Here is a 21,225-nt window from a genome sequence, read left to right as displayed (position 1 = left end):
CGGGGAAGACGGCAAGCCTCCTCGAGCTAAAGCTCTGCGGGGTCTAGCCAGTCTATTCTTTCCCGCAGGAGTCTCACCCTCCCCCCACGCCCCTCGCCTAAAAATTCTCGAAACCGAGTCTTCAGCAATTGGGAGCTTTGCTGTATATCACAGAAGTGTTTCGGTCATTGGCTTTTCGGAAATAATTCACTATGAATACTAAATAAGGAGCGATGTTATGGTACAGACATATCACCTTTATATTAATGGAGAATGGGTGAAGACAGACGATCAGCTGGAAGTACTTAATAAATACACACATGAAGTTTATGCCAGGGTGTCAAAGGCGGGAGAAAACGAAGTAGAGCAGGCGACCACCGCTGCTGACACAGCCTTCAAAGAAAATCCGCTTCCTCCCTACGAGCGATATAAAATTTTAAGCAGAGTCAGCGAACTGCTCCGGGAAAATAAAGAAGAGCTGGCCAAAAATATTACAATGGAAGCCGGCAAACCATTGAAACAGACACGGACGGAAGTTGACCGGGCTGCCCAGACGATTGAATTGTCAGCAGAAGAAGCAAAGCGCATTCATGGGGAAGGGGTTCCGGTAGAAGCCGCTCCTGGTTCAGAAAACAGAATGGCTTACACCATGAAAGTTCCCGTCGGTGTTGTCGGAGCCATCAGCCCATTCAATTTCCCGCTGAACCTGGTAGCGCATAAAATTGCGCCTGCTATTGCAGCAGGGAATACCGTAGTATTGAAGCCTGCGAGCAACACACCGACTACTGCGTTGAAGCTTGCTGAATTATTTGAGCAAGCAGGACTTCCGAAGGGATTTTTAAATGTTGTTGTCGGTTCCGGTTCAACGGTTGGGCAGCAGATGATGGAAGATGAACGAATCAATTTATACACTTTCACCGGAAGTGCTAATGTCGGCTTAAAATTAAAACAGAATACCGGTTTGAACAAGCTGATACTTGAACTAGGAAATAACTCCCCAGTCATCGTTGACAAAGAGGCAGATTTAGATAAAGCTGCGAGCAACATTGCTCAGAAGAGTTTCGCATTTGCGGGGCAAGTCTGCATTTCCGTTCAGCGTCTATATGTCCATGAAGACATCCAGGAAGCATTCCAGGACAAATTATTCCAGGCGATCGACCAATTGAATGTCGGCGATCCAAATGATCCAGAGACGGATGTAGGACCGATGATCAGTGAAGGAGAAGCCGAACGCGCCGAACAATGGATTCAAGAAGCAGAAGAAAGCGGCGCAAAGGTTGTCTATGGCGGCAAGCGTGAAGGAGCATTACTGCATCCAACAGTGGTTGCTAATGTGAAAAATGATATGAAGGTTGTCTGTGAAGAAATCTTTGCACCAGTTGTTAGCATGATTCCATTTTCAAATATCAAGGAATGCATTAATGAAGTGAACAGATCCCAGTACGGGCTTCAGGGGGGAATTTTCACGAAGAATCTGGAAACAGCCTTCTATGCGGCTAAACATGTCCAGGTTGGAGGTCTTATGATCAACGATTCTTCCCAGTATCGTGTCGACTTGATGCCATATGGCGGTGTTAAAAGCAGCGGCTGGGGCAAAGAAGGACCTAAATATGCGATTGAGGATATGACCGAAGAGCGGTTGATTGTGTTTAACCTTGATCAATAATAGTAGGAAACCAGCTGACACTTCAGTGCCGGCTGGTTTTTTTCATATGAGATAGTCTGATATTTTTTCGTTGCAGTAAAAACATCCGCCCATATAAAGTAATGGCACCTGCTGTCAAACCGATAATCAAGCTCATCCAATAACCATAAGGTCCGAGAACCGTATAGTTGGCAAGCAGCCAGCCGCTTGGCAGGCCGATTACCCAGTAGGAGACAAAAGCCATGACAAGCGTGATATTGACATCTCTGTAACCACGCAAAATCCCCTGGATTGGTGCTCCGACAGCATCCGATAACTGGAACCAGATCGCGAAGAAAATGAAGTTCTTCGTCAATTCAATCACGTTGGGATTAGAACTGTACAGACGAGCAACCGCATCGTCGAAAATATATAATATTCCCCCGGCCAGCACAGACATCGCTACCGCAATCAAGATTCCTAAATACGAATAAGTCCGAGCGTCCCGGTGACGATTTGCTCCTGTTTCAAATCCGACCGCAATCGTAAGGGTGAAGGCGATGCTGAGTGGCATCATATATAACAAAGATGCGAAATTGATGGCCGCCTGGTGTGCGGCAATGGTATACGTATCATAAGCAGTCATGAAAAAAGTGACCGCTGCGAAAATGCTGGTCTCAAAGAAAATAGCAAAACCAATAGGAATGCCGATTTTCAGCTGCTCTCCCCAAGCCTTCAGCGAGGGGCGGATCCAGTTGGAAAAGATTCGATAATGGCGGAACGGCTGAACCTTCTGCAGGATGATGATAGCGATAATGAAAGAGACCCAGTAGGTCAAAGCAGTGGCCAGACCGGCGCCGATACCGCCGAGTGCCGGAAATCCGAATTTCCCAAAAATGAATACATAGTTGAATAATATATTGGTCGGAAGGGTAAGGAGAATGATGATCATCGATATTCTTGTATATCCTAAAGCATCTATGAAACTGCGATAGATATTGAACACGAATAATGGAATGATTCCCACCCCGAGTGTGATCAAGTAATATTTAGCAATATAGGTTACTTCATCTGTAATATCCATCAGACTAAGTACGGGATCAATCAAAAAGAATCCAGCCACACCGATAAAGATGGCAATTACGGCTGCGAGGTATGCCCCCTGTTTGACGGCGACAGGAATGTCGCTGTCTTGTTTCGCTCCCTTCAGCTGTGCCACAATAGGAGAGATGGCCAGCATGATACCGTTAAGTCCGGTGAAAATAGGCAGCCATACATTGGAACCGATGGCAACTCCAGCTAAATCCTCGGCACCGGCTTGACCGGCCATGATGGTATCAAAAAAATTCATCGCATACATGCCGATCTGTGTGATAAGAATCGGGATGAGGATGATGAGAAAAAGCTTGATTTTCTGTTTCAAGGTTGAAGTTTCATACATATGTATCTTCCTTTTCTGATACAATTCACTTAGGATAGAGAGGATTATAGCACAAAAACAAAAGTTAACCTACATGAAATGATGAAATAGATAGGATGACGAAGAGAAAGGAAGTTTTTTATGCGGAAGAAAAGAATATTATTCACTGGTGGAGGCACCGCGGGACATGTCATTGTGAACCTGGCTTTGATTCCGGAATTCAAAAAACAAGGATATGAAATTGATTATATCGGTTCCCATAACGGGATAGAACGCCAATTGATCGAAGATATCGATGGCGTTTCCTACCATGCTATTTCTACCGGAAAACTGCGTCGCTATATGTCGAAAGAAAATTTGAAAGATCCCTTCAAAGTCATGAAAGGGACCGTGCAGGCGTGGAATATCATCCGGAAACGAAAACCCAATGTCATTTTCTCAAAAGGGGGCTTTGTATCTGTGCCAGTAGTAGCGGCGTCATGGATGAACCGTATACCGGCAATTATCCATGAATCGGATTATACACCTGGACTTGCTAATAAACTGGCATCACGATTTGCCAAAAAAATCCTGGCGACTTTCCCGGAAACGATGGAGTATCTACCTGAAGGAAAGAAAGAATATATCGGAGCTGTCATCAGAGAAGAATTATTTGCAGGAAACAAACAAAAAGGTTTGGAGGTGTGCGGCTTCACTGCTTCGAAGCCTGTCCTGATGGTCATGGGAGGAAGTATGGGGTCAAAGAAAATCAATGATTCGATCCGAAACCAGCTGGATGAATTGCTGCCGAAAATGCAAATCATTCATATTTGCGGAAAAGGAAATGTGGAAGAATCGGTAAAGCAGCCGGGCTATGCCCAATTTGAATATGTAAGGGATGAATTAAAGGATCTTTTTGCTGCGACTGACTTTATCGTCTCCCGGGCAGGTTCCAATGCTATCTTTGAATTCCTGGCCTTACGTAAGCCGATGCTATTGATTCCATTGTCCCGTCAGGCGAGCCGTGGTGATCAGATCTTAAATGCCGATTCATTCGTCAAGCGGGGGTATGCGAGGAAGCTGGAAGAAGAAGATTTGACGGAAGATCGGCTGGTAACAGAAGTCGATAAGCTGATTAGTTCAAAAGAGGAAATCCTGCGAAATATGGAAAACTATCAAAGTCAGCAAGTCAAAGACAAAGTAGTACAATTGATACAAAGCTATGAAAGATAATAACGGGATCAGGAGTCGATTATCGTGAAACATGTAATTTGTCATTACTGTAAAAAAGAAGTGAAGGATAGGGATGAGCTGGTGACTGCTTCGAATTGGTTTCGAATCAAGCCTTTTCATTATAAATGCTTCAAGGAACAAGAGCAGGAAACAACTGTTAGTATTAATGCCTGGAATCCCGTCAATGGTCCTGCGGGTAATCTGAGCTTTATCATCATGGTTGTTCTGGCTGTATGGATGTTGTTTACAGACACGCTCGGCATGATTGGTGATTTAATCGGCCTGGTCGCTTTATATCCCGTTTTTTTACGGGTTCTATCCTTTGTACTCATTGAGCTTCCCCTCCCTAAACTAAGTTCAGATAAAAAGCGATAGTACCTGTCCTTAAGTTAAGGTGGTCGTTAAGTAGTAAGCAAGGAGCGCAAGTATATAAAAGAACTGTATAATGAGTCCTAATATGCTGCATACGAAACCGGCGATGGCAATGTTAATCCCTGCTTCGCCTTGCACCTTGATTTCCCGCCTGCTGCTTCGATAATAAAAAATACCGGCAATAGCACATAGCAAACCCAGCAAAGGGATAATGATGGAAAGAATACCTAATGCGAGGCCTGTAATCGCTTTGTTGTTCGTTAATGCTTTTTCTGTCATAAATGACCGCTCCCTTCTAATAAACAGTATAATGCCAAAGAATGGATATTAGAAGGTTTCACATGAATGTGTGAAAGGGTAGACAACTAAAGTGAACCAAATTATGTAGTAAGAAACAAGTAAAGGGGAGATAGAGTATGAGTCTTAGGGAAACGACCAAATTACGTAATCGAGTTGAAATGCCTTGGGTAGGAATAGGCGTATATAAAATGGAGGATGGCCAGGAAGTGGTCGACTCCGTTAAAAGTGCTTTAGAAATTGGCTATCGTCATATCGATACCGCTTCCTTTTATAAAAATGAGGAAGGTGTCGGACAGGCAATCAAAGAGAGTGACGTGCCTCGGGAAGAATTATTTGTTACCACAAAGGTATGGAATGATGAACAAGGGTATGAGGAGACATTAGAAGCATTCGATCGCAGCCTTAATAAGCTGGGGCTTGAATATCTTGATCTCTATCTGATTCATTGGCCGGTTCCAGGAAAGTTCGTGGATACCTGGAAGGCGTTAGAGAAGCTTTATAAAGATGGAAAAGTGAAAGCAATCGGTGTCAGCAACTTCCTGCCACATCACCTGGAAGAGGTGATGAAGGATGCAGAAGAAACGCCTATGGTGAATCAGATTGAACTGCACCCAGAGTTGCATCAGCAGCAGACAAGAGAATTCTGTGAAGCAAATGACATTCAAGTTGTAGCCTGGTCTCCGCTTGCGCGTGCCAAGTATTTTGATGCGCCTGTTTTGAAAGAACTGTCCGAGAAATATGGTAAAACGCCAGCCCAGATTATCTTGCGCTGGGATTACCAAAGCGGCATTGTGACCATTCCTAAGTCTGTTAAGAAAGAAAGACAGCAGGAAAATGCCGATATTTTTGATTTTGAATTGACCGAAGAGGAAATCAAGCGTATTGACGAGCTTGATCTGGGAGAAGAAGGCCGCAACGGCCCGCATCCTGACACATTCGATTACTAAAATGCACAAAAGGCATGGCCACATTAAAGGCCATGTCTTTTATTTTTTGACTTAAAGAGGCAAGCTGCCTTCGACATAAGAAATAAGCGTAAAAACAAGAACTAGAAACACAAGGTATAGCAGCAGAGTCATAAAAAACACTTTTGGTTTTTTAAGGAATGAGATATTCTGTTCAGCCCACGAATCTCTGTTACTTAATTTTTTCTCTAACTCATCCAACAGAAGGTGAATCTGCTTTTGGTTATTTAAATCATTAGTTTCTCTTAATTCATTCAGCAATTTAGTAAAGGCTTTTGGTATCACCTGGTGGGTATATTTCTGTTCTTCTTTTCCGTTCACTTTTTGTTCCAGACTGATGATTTTATGAAAATAACTGTCTTTTTGACCAGCATCCAGGTGTTTGCTTCGTTCAAACCGTAAGACCAGGTCTCCTAATAGATTATCTAAGTCGTAGTGAGATTCTAAGTCTACATTCATATCTCTTTCCACCGAACGGAAAATCATGATTAATTTATGTCGCGAAATATCTTCTTCGCTGACTAACATGCCCTCAACGATATCCAGTAATGTGTCAATCGCTTTATGGATTCTCTCTTTTCTTATTTTTTTTCCCGAAAACCATAAACCTATCGGTCCGAGTACAAAGAACAATAACCCGCTGACAAAAGATACGATAATGTTATTTCGATTCGCTTCCCAGAAGCTTAGAATCCATTCGACCATATAATCACTACCTTCAAAGCCTTTGTATTATCTTATGTATAGGCTATTTCTAATAATACTAAGAGGAAGCTGCCTGTCACTGATGTTGATCAGGCATTGCAAATGATGGAATAAAAAGACGACCTTACCCTGGGAGGGATAAGGTCGTTTTATAATATAATCAGAAAGGGGAATAACTGATTATTTTTTCTTATTCATGAAATTTGCACTGTCTGCACGCATGTCGTTGACAGCTTCAAGTCCAGCAGCCAAGGCTGCGTTTGTGATTGGTGTGGTCGTGGTTGGCTCGAAGCAAGTGATGCCAGTGAAGCAGCTCAAGTCTACCTCTACGCAAGCACCTGTAGAATACCATCCGTCATACTGGATTAGATTTAGCGGGAATGAGGATGCGTCACATAGACTAGGGTAGAGCAATTCCAAGACTGCACAGCAGTCATCTTTCACTTTCTTCACACGGAAGAAAGGTGAAGGGATTGGACCGCTACACTCATTTTGATACTCGTAGATACCCCACGCAAAGTACGGAAGAAGTCCGGCGAAGGTATTCTCACAGCCGCACAAAAGCATGAACGGAATCGTATCATTTCCATTGCCGTTACCTGTTGGTGAAAGCAAGTCTTTGATTGCATTTTCACACGATCCACTACTGCAGCAATTGTTGTTTTCCACTGCATCTTGTGCCTCTGCAATTTTTCTTACTTTACGGCACACACAGTTGTCTTTTTTACATTTACAACTCATATTTTCCACTCCTTTATTTCTATTACCCGAAGGTACTAATAGAATATGCCGAGGTTACCGGAGTGCATGGGAGTTTGTCTCTATTGGAGTTGCAAATGTACGAGTGTCCGGGGTAGAAACGCCTAGCTGGACAAGCATGTCATGATTATACTTGTCTCTTTTGAGAAAAGTGGGTCAGGTCCTGTTATATTAGCCGCTTCATGTTTTCCAAAGGCTGTTGCTCTCTGACTTCATTCATCGTCCGGAATGGACAGCCTTTTTCACGCAGTCGGTCAAGCGTATTACGTATCGTGAATAGTTTTGGGTCCTTCAGTGACTCCAACTCTTCCCAAAATAGAGGAGTAGATACACTGGCTGCACTATTTCCTCGGGGTGAATAAGGGGCGATGATCGTTTTCCCGGGGGCGTGCTGGACATGGTCGATGTACAACCTGCCCTTTCTGTTTTTCTTCAACCGTTCGATGGTGAACAAGTCTGGCTGGTAATTGACTAAGGTAGCAGCGATTACCTCTGTAAACCGGCTTGTCTCCTCGTAATTTAAAGACTTGTCCGGTAGTGGCAGATAGACCTGGAGCCCCTTTCCTCCTGATGTTTTAACGAAGTCATATAACTCCAGTTCCTGAAAAATGGTATGCAGATGTTTAGCAGCCTGGACGGCAAGGTGAAACGATTTATCGTCAGGAGGGTCCAGGTCAAACACAATTTCTGAAGGATAATCGCTATCCCACTTTTGAAAAGGAATGTGATATTCGATTGCCGCCTGGTTTCCAAACCATGCGATATGGGCGGCTTTCGATATCAATTGGGCACCATCCTCCTGTTTATCAAAAATGTCGGGAGCATAGTCGGGAAGATTTTTTTGAAAGAATGCTTCGTTATTGATACCGTCCGGGTAACGGATGACGGTGATTTTTCTGTCATTTAAAAAAGGTTTCATATAAGGATAAATGTGTCGCAAGTAACCGATAAGCTCGCCTTTCGTTAGAGAAATCTCCGGAAACAAAGGTTTGTCTAAGTTGGTATATGCGACATCCTTCGGGGGCATGCTCAATTGCCAGTCCAATTGAGATAACGTACAATCTTCTGGCTGGACATCCAATCGAAAACCGTGAAAAACAGGCTCTCTTAATTCCCCTCCATGGATACCGAGACAATGGATATCCATACAAATAGCGGGCGGTACCTGATAATAATTCCGTTTCTTTGTTCCTCTTTCTTTTACTGCCTGCACCAACGTTTCCTTTTCAGTTTGGTCTAAGCCATGCTTGCATTTACCGATTGGATATAAGGATTCATTTTTATCAAAGATAGTTATATCAAAATAGTCGTTTTGCTGATGATAACCAGTGACAATTCCGGTGATTGTCCGCCAATTCTTGATCTTTTTCCATTTTTCATTTTTCCCTGCTTCATAAAGAGCCGGTCTAAGTTTAGCAACTATCCCTTCTCCAAGGTGATCGTCCATACACTGCTGGATGTCCTGCTTTCGAGTGAATGATTTCACATAACCGAAAGGAACAGCTTGTTCGATGGAAAGGGATAGATTTAATAAACGGAATAAGTGCTCCAGCTGTTTTTTTCTTTCGGTATAAGGAGCTGTCAATTTATTACCTTCCCATTCGAGAATGTCGAAGGCAAGGAGATGGGCAGGACGTTTACTCATTTCTTTATGAATCCGTTCCTTGTTGCTCATTCGGGCCCGCGTCTGCAATGTATAAAAGTCGGATTGGTATAACGTATTTAATATTACTAATTCACCATCAAGAACAATGGGAAGGTGTTCTTTAATCTGCCTCGTTTGCTCGGTAAAAAAGGCACTTACTTCCGGGAATTGCTTTGTCAGTGACTTGCCGTTACGGCTGATCAGTTCCACTTTAGCTTCATCCCAGTGGACGAGGCAGCGAAACCCATCATATTTCACTTCGTATAACCAATTTTTTCCGTTTGGTAAGCTATTATCAAGTACGGGCTGCATGGTTTTATATTTCATGACGACACCACCTTTAGCGTTAGTTTGGCAATCGAAAGAAATGCTAAACATAATTATTCCCGGGATGTTCAAACTAATGAAAAAGAAGGTGAAGCAATGCACACGATGTGGAAAGGGACTATCAGTTTTGGACTGGTAAATATCCCGGTCAAATTACATGCGGCCACAGAAAATAAAGATGTCAAGATGCGTCAGCTCCATAAGGAATGTCAATCTCCCATCAAGTATGAAAAAGTATGTCCCGTTTGTGAGCGGGAAGTGGAACAGGAAGAGATCGTCAAAGGGTATGAGTATGCAAAGAATAAATTTGTATTGCTCGATGACGAAGAAATGGAAGAATTAAAAAAGGAAAACACCGACAAGTCAGTGGAAATCGTGGATTTTGTCGATCTCAAGGAAATTGATCCGATTTATTTTGAAAAAAGTTACTTTCTTTCTCCTAACGAGGGCGGTTCCAAGGCCTATGTACTTCTGAGAGAAGCCTTGCAGGATACTGGTAAAATCGGTGTTGCAAAAATATTGATCCGTGCCAAGGAGCAGCTGGCCGTTATCCGCGTTTATCAGAATACGCTGGTAATGGAGACGATTCATTATCCGGATGAAGTTCGTCAGACGGCAGATGTACCTAACGTACCTGAACAAGGAGAGACCGTTAAAAAAGAATTAGATACGGCGAAAATGCTGATTGATCAGTTGACAACAGAGTTTGATCCGGAAAAATACCAGGACGATTATCGTAATGCTTTGCTGGAACTGATTGAGGAGAAGAAAAGTGGGGATCAAGTGGCGACAGCGAAGGACAAAAAAGCGCCTGATAATGTAACCAACCTGATGGATGCACTCCAGGCTTCTCTTGATAAAGCAAATAAAAGTGGGGGGAAAACGGGTAAAAAGAAAACGACTGCAAAGAAAAGTACTACAACAAAAAAGAGTACGGGCTCTAAGAGCAAAGCGAAAAAGAATGCCTGATCCGTTTCAAAAATGTAATAAGGCTGTCCATCTAATGGACAGCCTTATGAATCCTGTTATTGCTGATAGCCTTTTGTAACCAGGTCCAGTTTGCCAGTTTCCGGATCAATGACGAGTCCATGGACTGGTGTATCTTTCGGAAGCAGTGGATGATTGCGAAGAATAGCTACACTATTCTGAACGGATGTTTCCACACTTTCGAATCCCTGAAGCCAATCATTCACGTTGACACCGGCATATTCCAATGTTGTTAAAGTTTCATCGTTGACACCTTGATCTTTCATCTTGGAGATCGTACTAGCGCCATCGAAGTTCTTCATGCCACAGCCATGGTGACCGATTACCATGATTTCATCAGCTTTCAGTTCATAAGCAGCTACAAATAAGCTTCGCACGACGCTGTCAAATGGGTCGGTGACAATGGCACCAGCATTTTTGACCATTTTGACATCGCCATTTTTTACATTCAAGGCGCGGGGAAGCAGTTCCACCAGTCTGGTATCCATACAGCTTAAGATGGCAAGCTTTTTATTCGGAAACTTGTCCGTCTTGTAGTCTAAGTATTTTTCCTCTTCAACGAATTTACTGTTATAATCCAGTATTTCATCTAATAACATCGAATCCCTCCTAATTAGCTTATCTAATATTCTAACGAAAAAGCTTCCGATTTGCAGGTATTTTGATAATTCGGGTATGATTTAGGAAACAATTGGCACGACGTGTAAGGAGACATGCGGATGGACATGCAACTGGTTGAGGTTTATATTCCTAATAAGCGGTTTGAATCAGTATATGAAAAGCTGCAAAGTTTCGACGCACAGTCTATCTGGGTTTCGAACGAGTCAGAAGACCGGAAGCTGGTACGTATTTTAGTAACGACAAAAGATGTAGAAGATGTATTGGATTACTTGGAAGGCGTATCAGGCGTAGTAGATGGGTTTGAAACGATGCTTCTTCCGGTTCGGGCATATTTTTCTAAAGAAACCGTCAATAAAGCTGAAGATAAGGAAGAAGAGAAAGAGAACGAGGAAGAAGACAAAGAAGCATTGCTTTTGCGGGCCAGTCGTCATGAATTGATCAGTAACGTAGAAAAAAGCAGCAATATTAATATGAATTATACGATGATGATCGTTTTATCTGCCATTGTAGCAACCGTTGGGTTCATCAAAGACAGTGAAGCAGTTGTCATTGGTGCAATGGTAATCGCTCCCATGATCGGCCCTGTCATTGCTATCGCTTTTGCTTCGATACTCGGTGATTATAAACGTCTATGGAAGGCCTTTCAGGCATCTATATTTGGGGTCCTTATCGTTATATTCATTTCAGTGACACTTGGTTATTTTTTCAATGTCGATTTAAAAACCGCCCAGTACTGGGCTCGAACAGAGGTATCCATATCAGATATATTCCTGGGGATTGCTTCTGGGGCAGCCGGGGCTCTGGCTTTTTTGAACCGACTATCCGGAAACCTGGTCGGTGTAATGGTAGCGGTAGCATTACTTCCCCCCACAGTCGCCTTGGGTATTTCCATCGGTGAGGGATTATGGGGGAATGCATATGGGGCTTTTTTACTCCTGATGCTTAATATTTCTTCTATTTTATTAGCTGCTGTTTCGATTTTTTCGATTGCAGGTATTCGCCCGATCCGGTGGGAAGAGGTGCAAAAGGCCAACGTATCCCGGCCATTATCGATTGTATTTGTATCGTTATTGGTAATCATTTTGGCATTGACTATCTTGTTCGGACAGGGAGTATGAGGGACATTTGTCGAAATATATAGCACGAAAGTTTCATTTAACTGTTGATTAAATATTTTGAAAACTATATAATAAATAATTATTAAGAAAAGGAGGCCACGACAATGAAAAAGCGTCTAGTTTTAAACGTGCAAGACCAATTTCATAAGAAACGTGGCCGGGTTGATGCCTGAATAGATAATCATGCACAACCACCCTGTTTAAATTATTGCGGAAAAAGGGCCACGTATAGCTTCGTGGCCTTTTTATATGTATTTGGCATACGTCACGGACGTATGCCTTTTTACGTTGGTAAGGCAATGCCTATTGCTTACTATAAAATTTTTTAGGAGGAATTAGTATGGAAATTTGTAAGCGTTTGAAGAAGCAGGTAACAGAAGAATGGAAAGATGGCGGATAGCAACTAAATCAGAAGGGATGTGGAGAAGTTCATGTTTGGTGTGTTCAGTAAGTTAGGGTGGTTTTTTAAATTACATTGGAAAAGGTACACATTTGCGATCATTGCTTTGGTCATTGCGAGTGTGATTGATATTATCCCGCCAAAATTAGTGGGAATGGCAATTGATGAAATTCAATTCAACAGTCTCAGTTTGGAGCGGTTAGCAGAAATTATGTTGATTTATGGAGGCCTGATCGTCGCAAGTTATACGATATCTTTCCTATGGGACTATACGTTATTCGGCGGGGCAATCATGATGGAGCAGACGATGCGCTCGAAACTGATGAATCATTTTCTCAGGATGACGCCAAGTTTCTTCCAAAAGTTCCGGACTGGAGATTTGATGGCGCGTGCTACCAATGATCTAAGGGCGTTGAATATGACGGCTGGTTTCGGTATTCTTACCCTCGTTGATTCCACGATTTTCATGTTCCTCTTGATTGCAGTTATGGGATTTACGATCAGCTGGAAACTGACACTGGCAGCGCTGATTCCATTACCGATCATGGCTGTGGTGATGAACCGCTATGGAAAAGCGATACACAAGCGGTTTATGGAAGCACAGAAAGCCTTTGGAAACATGAACGATGAAGTCCTCGAATCCGTGAAGGGTGTAAGGGTCATACGTGCCTTTGTGCAGGAAAAGCAGGATGAAACTCGATTCAAGGCTATGACGGAAGATGTTTATGAGAAGAATGTTGAGGTCGCTAAAATTGATGCCATGTTCGAACCGACAATAACGATATTAGTGGGAATCTCTTATACGATTGGATTGGGGTACGGCTCGTCCCTGGTTTTTCAAAACGTGATGACGCTTGGAGAACTGGTTTCATTCAACGTTTATCTCGGAATGCTGATTTGGCCGATGTTTGCAGTTGGAGAACTGATCAATGTCATGCAACGGGGAAATGCATCGCTTGATCGTGTAAATGAAACGCTGAACCATAAACCCGATGTCATTGATCCTTCTCAGCCGATACAACAAAAGCGACCAGGAAGAATTGTATTTAAGGATGTTTCCTTCCAGTATCCTGAAAGCTCATTGACAGGCCTGCAGGGGATTGACCTGGAAATTGAACCCGGGCAGACAATTGGCGTCGTTGGTAAAACAGGAGCAGGGAAGACCACGCTGTTTCGACAGTTGTTAAGAGACTATCCTGGTATGACCGGTTCTTTGACGATTTCTAACACGCCGATCTCAGACTTTTCATTAGAAACTACACGAGCGTGGATTGGTTATGTACCTCAGGAACAAGTATTGTTTTCAAAAACCGTGAGGGAAAACATACAATTCGGCAAAGCGGATGCCAGTGATGACGAAATCTACCGGGTAATGGAGCTTGCTCATTTTCTCGAGGATATCAAAAACTTGAGTGAAGGTTTGGATACAAAGGTCGGTGAAAGCGGAGTCACCTTGTCGGGAGGTCAGAAACAGCGAGTAGCGATTGCAAGAGCTTTTGTCATGGAGCCAGAGATTTTGATTCTGGATGATGCCATGTCAGCGGTTGATGGAAAGACAGAAGCGAATATCATTCAACATCTCCAAGAAGAACGAAAAGGGAAGACCACATTGATTGCTGCCCATCGTCTATCTGCAGTTGCCCATGCTGACCATATTATTGTACTGGAGGATGGCAAAATTGTGGAAGAAGGCAGCCACCAGCAATTGATGAAATCGCGTGGCTGGTACCGGTCCCAATATGAACTTCAGCAAATGGATGAAAAGGGGGCGGTCTCGTGAGAGCAGGACAGAAGACAGAGAAGAAATTGTTTCACTACGCATGGATGTTTCGTAAACCCATCAGCATCGGATTAATTTGCCTTGTTCTTGCAGTAGCACTGGAACTTACTGGTCCATTTATCGCAAAAAGACTGATTGATCAGCATGTCGTTGGCATTGAATCGACCTGGCATCAAGTGAAAAGTGAGGATGACTATACGGTTAATTATCAAGGAGCCTTATACAAACGGGAAGACCGTCTTAGTGGAAGTGAAACTACGGATAACCCAGCCACCATTCTTCAAGTAGGGAGCAGCTATTATTTTGTTGATCAGGCGGTGCCTACGACAGGAAAAAGAGAAATCGAAGGCGATACGCTGACGATACAGTCCCCGGATGAACAGGTGTCTGCACAGGCAGAAAAGCTTTCCCTGACAGAACTTTATCGCTTCTTTCAGCCGGAGCGGCCGGCGATATACCGTCTGTTAGGGTTGTATGTTGGATTACTATTAATTGCGGCAGTATTTCAGTTTTGGAACACATTTTTATTGCAAAGGACTTCGAATCGAATCATACAGCAGATGCGGGAAGATGTCTTCGCCCATATCCAGCGGCTGCCGATCAGCTACTTTATCAATCAGCCGGCAGGGAAGTTTGTTGCCCGTGTCACGAATGATACAGAAGCGATACGCGAGCTTTACGTACGTGTTTTGGCTACATTTGTGACCAGTTTTGTTTATATGACAGGTATTTATATCGCTTTATTTTTGCTTGATGTACGGCTGGCGGTTATGTGTCTGCTGCTGTTGCCGATTATAGCGTTATGGATGCGTGTTTATAAATATTATGGTGGAAAATATAACAAAGTTGTCCGTTCTACGGTTAGTGATATGAACGGAAACATCAATGAAGCAATCCAGGGCATGTCGATTATCCAGGCTTTTCGTAGACAACGTCAGACATCAGAAGAATTTGAGGCCTTGAACAGTAAGCATTTTACCTATCAGAAGAAGCTCATTCGTCTAAGTGCATTAACTTCCCATAACCTGGTTAATGTTTTGAGGAACCTGGCATTTGTAGCATTCATCTGGTATTATGGGTCCCAGTCCATCAGCGCACAAGGAGTAATCACGGTCGGCGTACTCTACGCTTTTGTCGACTATTTAACCCGGCTGTTTCAGCCTGTCAACGACCTTGTCAACCAGCTTCCCCAGCTGCAACAGGCCCGGGTAGCAGCCGGACGGGTATTTGAAATGATGGAAGAGGAAGGCGAGGATGTCAAAGATACCAAAGTTCCCCGCTATAAAGGGCACGTCCGCTTTGATCATGTGTCTTTTGCTTACGAAAAAGATGAATATATCTTAAAAGATATCGACTTTGAAGTAACAGCAGGACAAACGGCAGCATTTGTCGGCCATACCGGTTCGGGGAAAAGTTCCATCATGAATTTGCTGTTTCGTTTTTATGACCCGCAGAAAGGGACTATTACAATTGACGGGCAGGATACAAAAAGTTGGTCACGCCAGCAGGTACGAAGTCATATGGGAATAGTATTGCAGGATCCATTTTTGTTTACAGGAACTATTTTGTCGAATGTTACGATGAATGATCCTGATATTTCCCGGGAAATGGCGATTCATGCTCTGAAGGCTGTTGGGGCAGATAGATTTATTGAAAAGCTGCCAAATCAGTATGATGAACCTGTTAAAGAGAAAGGGAGCTCGTTTTCCATGGGGGAACGCCAGCTTATTTCTTTTGCCAGGGCGCTTGCTTTTGACCCGGCGATACTTATCCTCGATGAAGCGACTGCCAATATCGATACGGAAACGGAAAAACTGATTCAGGACGCACTCCAGGTCCTTAAGCAGGGGCGCACCACCCTTGTCATCGCCCATCGGCTATCTACGATTCAACAGGCAGATCAAATTTTTGTGCTTCAGCATGGTACAATGATGGAAAAGGGAACACATGAACAATTACTTGCTGAAGAAGGACTGTATTATCAAATGTATCAAATGCAGCAGGGAAAAGTGAAAGCAGCTGCGATGTGATTTCCTGCATTCTGTTATTGAGGTGGCGGCATGATGGGGAAAGATGAACAGAAGAAAGATATAATTGATGAGGATCTTTATGAAGAATTAGATGAAGAAGAGTTGTATGAGCTTGTCCAGCAAGAAAAGCGAAAAGCCATCGCTCGTGCCCGTGAAGAAAAAGAGAAGCCTGGTCGCCCGTTTCCCAAATGGGCGTTTTGGCTTGTCGCTATCGTAATGGTCTTGAATCTGGCAGCGGTCATCCCGCAAACTTATTCGATCCCTGCCATTGATTTTTTGGTCACTTCTGCTAAGTTATCTGCTAACCCGGATGTTGACGAGTATCAGGATGCTGTAGTAGTTGTTCAAGGGGGAGAAAGTAAAGGGACGGGGTTCGCTATATCAAGTAATGGCACAATTATTACAAATCATCACGTCATTGAGGATGAAAAGAGGATATCTGTAGCTTTTCCAGAGGAAGGGTTGTTCCATGCAGAGGTAAAGGCTTCTTACCCTGATGTCGACCTGGCCGTTCTGGAGGTGGATGGCGAGTCTCTTCCTCATCTTGAGCTGGCAGAAAGAACTGCCTTTGAATCGGATGAATCCTTTTATTTTATTGGTAACCCCCTTCGTTTTACAGGAATTGCCAACCAGGGGACCATCATTGATTATACGCAGCTGGACAACTGGGAAAAGCCTGTGATGATGCTTGATGCCCCAGTGTATAGGGGAAACAGCGGGAGTCCTGTTATCAATGATGAAGGGAAAGTGATAGGTGTGGTATTCGCCACACTAAAACACGACGAGTATGGGAAAGTCGGACTTGCGGTCCCGATTGATTATTTCCATGAAAATACTGAGCAATAAACAGAAAGATCCCCGTTACCTGTGTAACGGGGATCTTTTTGAATAGTTAGAGGGAGGAACTCATGAATCTATCACGTTTCCCAGGGTGGGGATGGGGTGGAACTTGAATAATTCAGCAAAATGAATCAAATTGTAAGTCATTCGTTCAATATTATCGAGTGCAACATGATCTTGGGAAATATCTACTGCTTCTTCTTGCCCTGAATCATGTCGCCCCTCGTAGGTGGCGTGCGCATGGGGAGGGATGGTAAATCCAATCATAGAAAGTTGATAGAAAATTGACTGAGCAGCAGAGCGGCCGCCATCTTCTTTTGCTCCGGCTACGACCACCCCGCTAACTTTATTATAAAAAAGGGACTGACCCTTTTTATTTTGTAACTTTTGATAACCTTGAAGCCGTTCCAGTATCAGACTGGCGATGCTGCTTTTTTCTCCCATGGAAATCGGTGTCCCGATAATTACGATATCGGCTTCCTTAATCTTATTGAATATGAATGGCCAATCATCATCGCCATCCAGACGGTCGGTGATACCGAAAGAGATATGGAAATCTCTTAAATGGATCCGGTTCGTATCGATCTGTTCCCTCTGTAATATTTTTGTTGCTTCGTGGAGTAATTGTTCTGTTTCACTGGCGTCTGTTCCTCGTTTTAATGTCGTATTTAATAGAACAGCTTTCAATCCTTACCCTCCTTTCGCCATCAATCTTACTGTGTTTATACCTGTTATGAAAAAGAGCTAAACCACTCGGAACAACTTACCTTCTAAGTTTCACTATAGATTACAAAGGGAAAAACAATTATAAATTACCAGCCTTTCATGAGGAGGGGTTACATGTTATATTTTGCGAGCACATTAAAAAATTATAATATTCAGGCAAAGGACGGAGAGCTTGGTAAAGTGAAAGATTTATATTTTGATGATAGGAAATGGACGGTCCGCTATTTAGTGGCTGATACAAGGAAATGGCTGCCTGGAAAGAAAGTGGTAGTCTCTCCTTCCGGGGTAAAAGCAGTCGACACTGAAGAACAAGTAATCCATGTGGAAAATAATAAAGAAGATATACGGAATAATGCGGCCTTGGAGGAAAAGCAGGACTTTTCTTATGAGAAAGAAATGGAATTGTCCGATACCTTTGGTTGGAAACAATATTGGACAGGTGAATTTCTATGGGGCGGCTATTTGACACCAATGGATCCGATGGAGGAACCAGCAAGAGCAGCTGAGCCCCAAACGACAAAGGAACCCCCGATCAATGATAATGTTCATGGCAGGAATGATAAACTGCGCAGTACCGAAAATATTAAAGGTGAGTTTAAACACGGAGTTGTGCACGGAGAAAATGGCAAAATCGGCTATATAAAAGATATAACGATTGATGAGGATACCTGGAGAATAAGATATTTACTTGTAGATACGAGTGAATGGTCCACAAAGGAACGGGTGCTGTTATCGCCTGATTGGCTGCAGTCGGTAGATTGGTTAGCGAATGATTTTTATATTGATCTAAAACTGGAAACGATTGAAGAAGGTCCTAATTATGAGAAAGACCAACGAGTGACAAAAGAATTCGAAGAGATAATTTATCAAAAGTATCGCAAGGAACCCTATTGGCAGTAATACGAATATAGTTTAAGGCCTCACCAGATGGTGGGGCTTTTTACTTACCTGGATATTGTCCACAGGAAAATGGGCCTATATTTTGAAATCATCATTTAATAAAATGTAAACAACCTGTGCTAGATAACAGGATGATAATTCGATAAGATAGTCACGTTGAACATTTTAGTAATAGAATAGGCCCCTTAATATAGTTAGGTTATACTTCAGAAATAAGGTTGGTTGAAACATCTTTGTAACATAATTGAAAGAATTTTGATAAGAACACCCATAAAATAAAAGGCTCTCACGAAATTTCTTAATAGCTGGAGGTGGTAAAGGTTGATCAGGAGTCTGTTTGATAAGAAAACTGACACCTCCCTTAATGAGCAAGTGACATTAGCACAAGCGGGAGACGAAGAAATTCGTAATCACCTTTTACAACAATATCAACCTTTTATCGCCAAAAATGTTTCTGAAGTATGTAAACGGTACATTGATCAACATAAGGATGATGAATTCAGCATCGGGCTGATGGCATTCAATGAAGCGATCGACTCCTTCTCCTCCAAAAAGGGAAGCTCATTCTTATCTTTTGCGCGCCTGGTTATTAAGCGCAAGGTGATTGATTTTATCCGGAATGAGCAGCGCCACTTGATGGCTGCTTCCCTTGATGAAGATTATGAGAATGAAGAACAGATGGAGAACCCATCTGAAATTACGGCCGCTAAAGAACAATATGAACGCCAGACAGAAGCATGGTACCGACGGGAAGAGATCAAGGATTTTCAATTGAAGTTGAAGCAGTACAAGCTATCTTTCAAAGAACTTACCGAAGTATCTCCTCAGCACCGGGACGCCCGTGAATCAGCGATTCGGGTAGCCAGGGTGATTTATGGAGATGTAGAACTTAGGGAAAAAGTCTTGAAAAAGGGCAGACTGCCAATCAAAGATCTCGTTGGCCGTGTGGATGTCAGTAAGAAAACGCTGGAACGGAATCGGAAATTTATTCTGGCGATGGTCATCATTCTTAGTGAAGAATATGTGTACCTAAAAGACTATATTAAGGGGGTGGGGTTGTGAGAAAAGGAATTGTCATGGAACACCACCGTGGTTATACCATTGTTCTTACCGAGTTTGGTTCTTTTCACAAAGCAAAACCACTGAATGATGTAGAAGTCGGAATGGAATCCCATTACGAGCTTCTGCCGGAAAGAAAGGGATCAGCTGGATTTTTTCTGTTGAAAAAGCAGCATGCCAAGCTGCGGATAATAGCAATGGTAACAGCAATTCTTCTTGCACTTTTACCTTTATATTCCTGGTATGACAGTAATAAAGCATATGCTTATGTAAATGTCGATATCAACCCAAGTGTTGAAATGGAAATTAATGAAGACAGACAGGTACTGGATATGATTCCCCATAATGAGGATGCAGCTAAACTGCTCGATGAATTTTCCTCATGGAAGCATAAAGCTGCAGAAGAAGTGATTGTCCGGTTTGTAGAGCTTAGTGAGAAACAAGGGATGATGAACGAGCTTGACAGCGTCCTGGTAGGGGTAAGTTATTTGAACGAAGAGCTGGAATTTGATTTTACCGAAGAGATCGAAGATTATGTCGATGAACAATTAGCCACTTTAAGTGTAGCGGCTTTTGTTGTACCGGAAAGTGTCCGTACCAAGGCCAAAGAAGTGAACAAGCCGGTCAATCAATATATGGCTGAAACAATATCGGCCGACAGTTCCACTGGACAAGACGAGAGTGTTTCCATCAGCGAGGTTCAACAGCTGGATGGGGAAGATAAGGATATTATTCAATCTTTTTATAAATCAGAAGAACCAAAGGACCCCGTGAAGAAAAACGAAGAGAAACCAAAGAAAAAGCCGGCTAAATCTGAAAAAGCGAAACAAACAACTCCTCCTGGTCAGGAAAAACAGGATAGAGACCAAAAGTCATCGCCTGGTGAGAAGAACGATCATCCTGGCAAAGGGAAAGGGAAAGGAAAAGGGCTTGGAAAGGAAAAGCCTGGAAAAAATACAGGGGAGAAAAAAGATAATCATACAAAAGGGAATGAACCTTCCACTAAAGCAAACGACAAGGTGAAAGAAAAACAGGCACCTGGTCAAGAAAAAAAGAAGGGTCATTCTCCTTCTGGTGCAGATAAACCTAAAAATAAATTTACGGAAAGACCGGATAATAGTAAGACTCCCCCTGGTCAAAAGAAAAAAGGTACAGGCAAAGACAATCAACCTCCAGGGCACGAGAAAAAAGAAAATAGAAAATGAACGAGAATCGCAGGTGCTTGATTATGGCCTGCGTTTTTTTGTAAATAAATATATTTCAGTTATAAAGGAGGTAAGTAAAAGAAAAAAAATGGTCTGTCTTCAGGAGGAATTGGCGGCTGCTTATCTTTTTTAACATGGTTTTCAATGAAGGTGAATAAATATTAATGGGACAAGTAAATACATATATCTATTTTTCTTGGAAAATAGTATACTGACATCAACTTGTAATATTTAGTATTTTTATGAAACTT

General features: G+C 42.7%; 19 protein-coding genes. 12 read left to right on the top strand and 7 right to left on the bottom strand.

Going from position 1 to position 21,225, the window contains the following annotated elements:
• Nucleotides 1–217: 217 nt before the first annotated feature.
• The gene (locus ACGTNI_RS13480) at nt 218–1,645 is read left to right on the top strand and encodes an aldehyde dehydrogenase family protein (protein WP_394463242.1); all 1,428 of its coding nucleotides are present in this window, start codon (nt 218–220) and stop codon (nt 1,643–1,645) included.
• A 22-nt stretch (nt 1,646–1,667) separates the two neighbouring features.
• Here ACGTNI_RS13480 and ACGTNI_RS13475 read toward each other — a convergent pair whose 3' ends face one another.
• Nucleotides 1,668–3,044, bottom strand: coding sequence for an MATE family efflux transporter (locus ACGTNI_RS13475; RefSeq protein WP_394463240.1), 1,377 nt, complete (start codon nt 3,042–3,044; stop codon nt 1,668–1,670).
• Nucleotides 3,045–3,164: 120 nt separating this feature from the next.
• Between ACGTNI_RS13475 and murG the strand changes: the two genes are divergently transcribed.
• Nucleotides 3,165–4,235: an undecaprenyldiphospho-muramoylpentapeptide beta-N-acetylglucosaminyltransferase gene (murG, locus tag ACGTNI_RS13470; protein ID WP_394463238.1), complete on the top strand. Its 1,071-nt coding sequence runs from the start codon at nt 3,165–3,167 to the stop codon at nt 4,233–4,235.
• Between the two features lie 24 nt (nt 4,236–4,259).
• Nucleotides 4,260–4,610: a hypothetical protein gene (locus ACGTNI_RS13465; RefSeq protein ID WP_394463236.1), complete on the top strand. Its 351-nt coding sequence runs from the start codon at nt 4,260–4,262 to the stop codon at nt 4,608–4,610.
• Between the two features lie 9 nt (nt 4,611–4,619).
• Here ACGTNI_RS13465 and ACGTNI_RS13460 read toward each other — a convergent pair whose 3' ends face one another.
• A complete protein-coding gene (locus tag ACGTNI_RS13460) occupies nt 4,620–4,886 on the bottom strand; it encodes a DUF4190 domain-containing protein (protein ID WP_394463234.1) in 267 nt (88 codons plus the stop codon).
• Between the two features lie 137 nt (nt 4,887–5,023).
• Between ACGTNI_RS13460 and ACGTNI_RS13455 the strand changes: the two genes are divergently transcribed.
• Nucleotides 5,024–5,854 carry an aldo/keto reductase gene (locus ACGTNI_RS13455; RefSeq protein WP_394463232.1) on the top strand — a complete coding sequence of 277 codons (831 nt, stop codon included), beginning with the start codon at nt 5,024–5,026 and terminating at the stop codon, nt 5,852–5,854.
• Between the two features lie 51 nt (nt 5,855–5,905).
• Here the strand turns inward: ACGTNI_RS13455 and ACGTNI_RS13450 are convergent, their stop codons facing one another.
• The 3 genes from ACGTNI_RS13450 to ligD form a co-directional block, all read right to left on the bottom strand.
• Nucleotides 5,906–6,577: a hypothetical protein gene (locus tag ACGTNI_RS13450; protein WP_394463230.1), complete on the bottom strand. Its 672-nt coding sequence runs from the start codon at nt 6,575–6,577 to the stop codon at nt 5,906–5,908.
• 180 nt (nt 6,578–6,757) lie between these two features.
• A complete protein-coding gene (locus tag ACGTNI_RS13445; protein WP_394463228.1) occupies nt 6,758–7,318 on the bottom strand; it encodes a CotY/CotZ family spore coat protein in 561 nt (186 codons plus the stop codon).
• A gap of 184 nt (nt 7,319–7,502) precedes the next feature.
• Nucleotides 7,503–9,308 (bottom strand): DNA ligase D, encoded by a 1,806-nt coding sequence (ligD, locus tag ACGTNI_RS13440; RefSeq protein WP_394463226.1) that lies wholly within the window; start codon nt 9,306–9,308, stop codon nt 7,503–7,505.
• A 96-nt stretch (nt 9,309–9,404) separates the two neighbouring features.
• On the opposite strand from ligD, the gene ku reads away from it, so the two are divergent.
• On the top strand, nt 9,405–10,277 hold the full coding sequence (ku, locus tag ACGTNI_RS13435; protein WP_394463222.1) for a non-homologous end joining protein Ku: 873 nt from the start codon (nt 9,405–9,407) through the stop codon (nt 10,275–10,277).
• Between the two features lie 56 nt (nt 10,278–10,333).
• On the opposite strand, the gene ACGTNI_RS13430 is transcribed toward ku, so the two are convergent.
• Nucleotides 10,334–10,894 (bottom strand): beta-class carbonic anhydrase, encoded by a 561-nt coding sequence (locus ACGTNI_RS13430; protein WP_394463220.1) that lies wholly within the window; start codon nt 10,892–10,894, stop codon nt 10,334–10,336.
• Nucleotides 10,895–11,014: 120 nt separating this feature from the next.
• Here ACGTNI_RS13430 and ACGTNI_RS13425 point away from each other — a divergent pair, with 120 nt between their 5' ends.
• The 4 genes from ACGTNI_RS13425 to ACGTNI_RS13410 all read left to right on the top strand — a co-directional run bounded on the left by ACGTNI_RS13425 (nt 11,015) and on the right by ACGTNI_RS13410 (nt 17,090).
• The gene (locus ACGTNI_RS13425; RefSeq protein ID WP_394463218.1) at nt 11,015–12,034 is read left to right on the top strand and encodes a TIGR00341 family protein; all 1,020 of its coding nucleotides are present in this window, start codon (nt 11,015–11,017) and stop codon (nt 12,032–12,034) included.
• 431 nt (nt 12,035–12,465) lie between these two features.
• The gene (locus ACGTNI_RS13420; protein ID WP_394463216.1) at nt 12,466–14,214 is read left to right on the top strand and encodes an ABC transporter ATP-binding protein; all 1,749 of its coding nucleotides are present in this window, start codon (nt 12,466–12,468) and stop codon (nt 14,212–14,214) included.
• 44 nt (nt 14,215–14,258) lie between these two features.
• Nucleotides 14,259–16,244, top strand: a complete 1,986-nt coding sequence (locus ACGTNI_RS13415) for an ABC transporter ATP-binding protein (protein WP_394463271.1) — start codon at nt 14,259–14,261, stop codon at nt 16,242–16,244.
• Between the two features lie 30 nt (nt 16,245–16,274).
• On the top strand, nt 16,275–17,090 hold the full coding sequence (locus ACGTNI_RS13410; RefSeq protein WP_394463214.1) for a S1C family serine protease: 816 nt from the start codon (nt 16,275–16,277) through the stop codon (nt 17,088–17,090).
• 60 nt (nt 17,091–17,150) lie between these two features.
• On the opposite strand, the gene ACGTNI_RS13405 is transcribed toward ACGTNI_RS13410, so the two are convergent.
• Entirely contained in the window at nt 17,151–17,771 is a 621-nt protein-coding gene (locus ACGTNI_RS13405; RefSeq protein WP_394463212.1) for a flavodoxin family protein, read from the bottom strand.
• A 153-nt stretch (nt 17,772–17,924) separates the two neighbouring features.
• On the opposite strand from ACGTNI_RS13405, the gene ACGTNI_RS13400 reads away from it, so the two are divergent.
• The 3 genes from ACGTNI_RS13400 to ACGTNI_RS13390 all read left to right on the top strand — a co-directional run bounded on the left by ACGTNI_RS13400 (nt 17,925) and on the right by ACGTNI_RS13390 (nt 20,974).
• Nucleotides 17,925–18,710 carry a PRC-barrel domain-containing protein gene (locus ACGTNI_RS13400; protein ID WP_394463210.1) on the top strand — a complete coding sequence of 262 codons (786 nt, stop codon included), beginning with the start codon at nt 17,925–17,927 and terminating at the stop codon, nt 18,708–18,710.
• A 321-nt stretch (nt 18,711–19,031) separates the two neighbouring features.
• Nucleotides 19,032–19,772: an RNA polymerase sigma factor SigI gene (gene sigI, locus ACGTNI_RS13395; RefSeq protein ID WP_394463208.1), complete on the top strand. Its 741-nt coding sequence runs from the start codon at nt 19,032–19,034 to the stop codon at nt 19,770–19,772.
• Complete coding sequence (locus ACGTNI_RS13390) at nt 19,769–20,974, top strand: anti-sigma-I factor RsgI family protein (RefSeq protein ID WP_394463206.1); 1,206 nt, start codon at nt 19,769–19,771, stop codon at nt 20,972–20,974. Before sigI ends, ACGTNI_RS13390 begins: the two co-directional genes overlap by 4 nt.
• The last annotated feature ends 251 nt before the right edge of the window (nt 20,975–21,225 follow it).

Source organism: Thalassobacillus sp. B23F22_16, from assembly GCF_043496955.1.
GTDB classification, from domain to species: Bacteria; Bacillota; Bacilli; order Bacillales; family Halobacillaceae; genus Thalassobacillus; species Thalassobacillus devorans_A.
The sequence above is the reverse complement of the archived record's forward strand: the minus strand, read 5'-3'. Positions and strand labels throughout refer to the sequence as shown.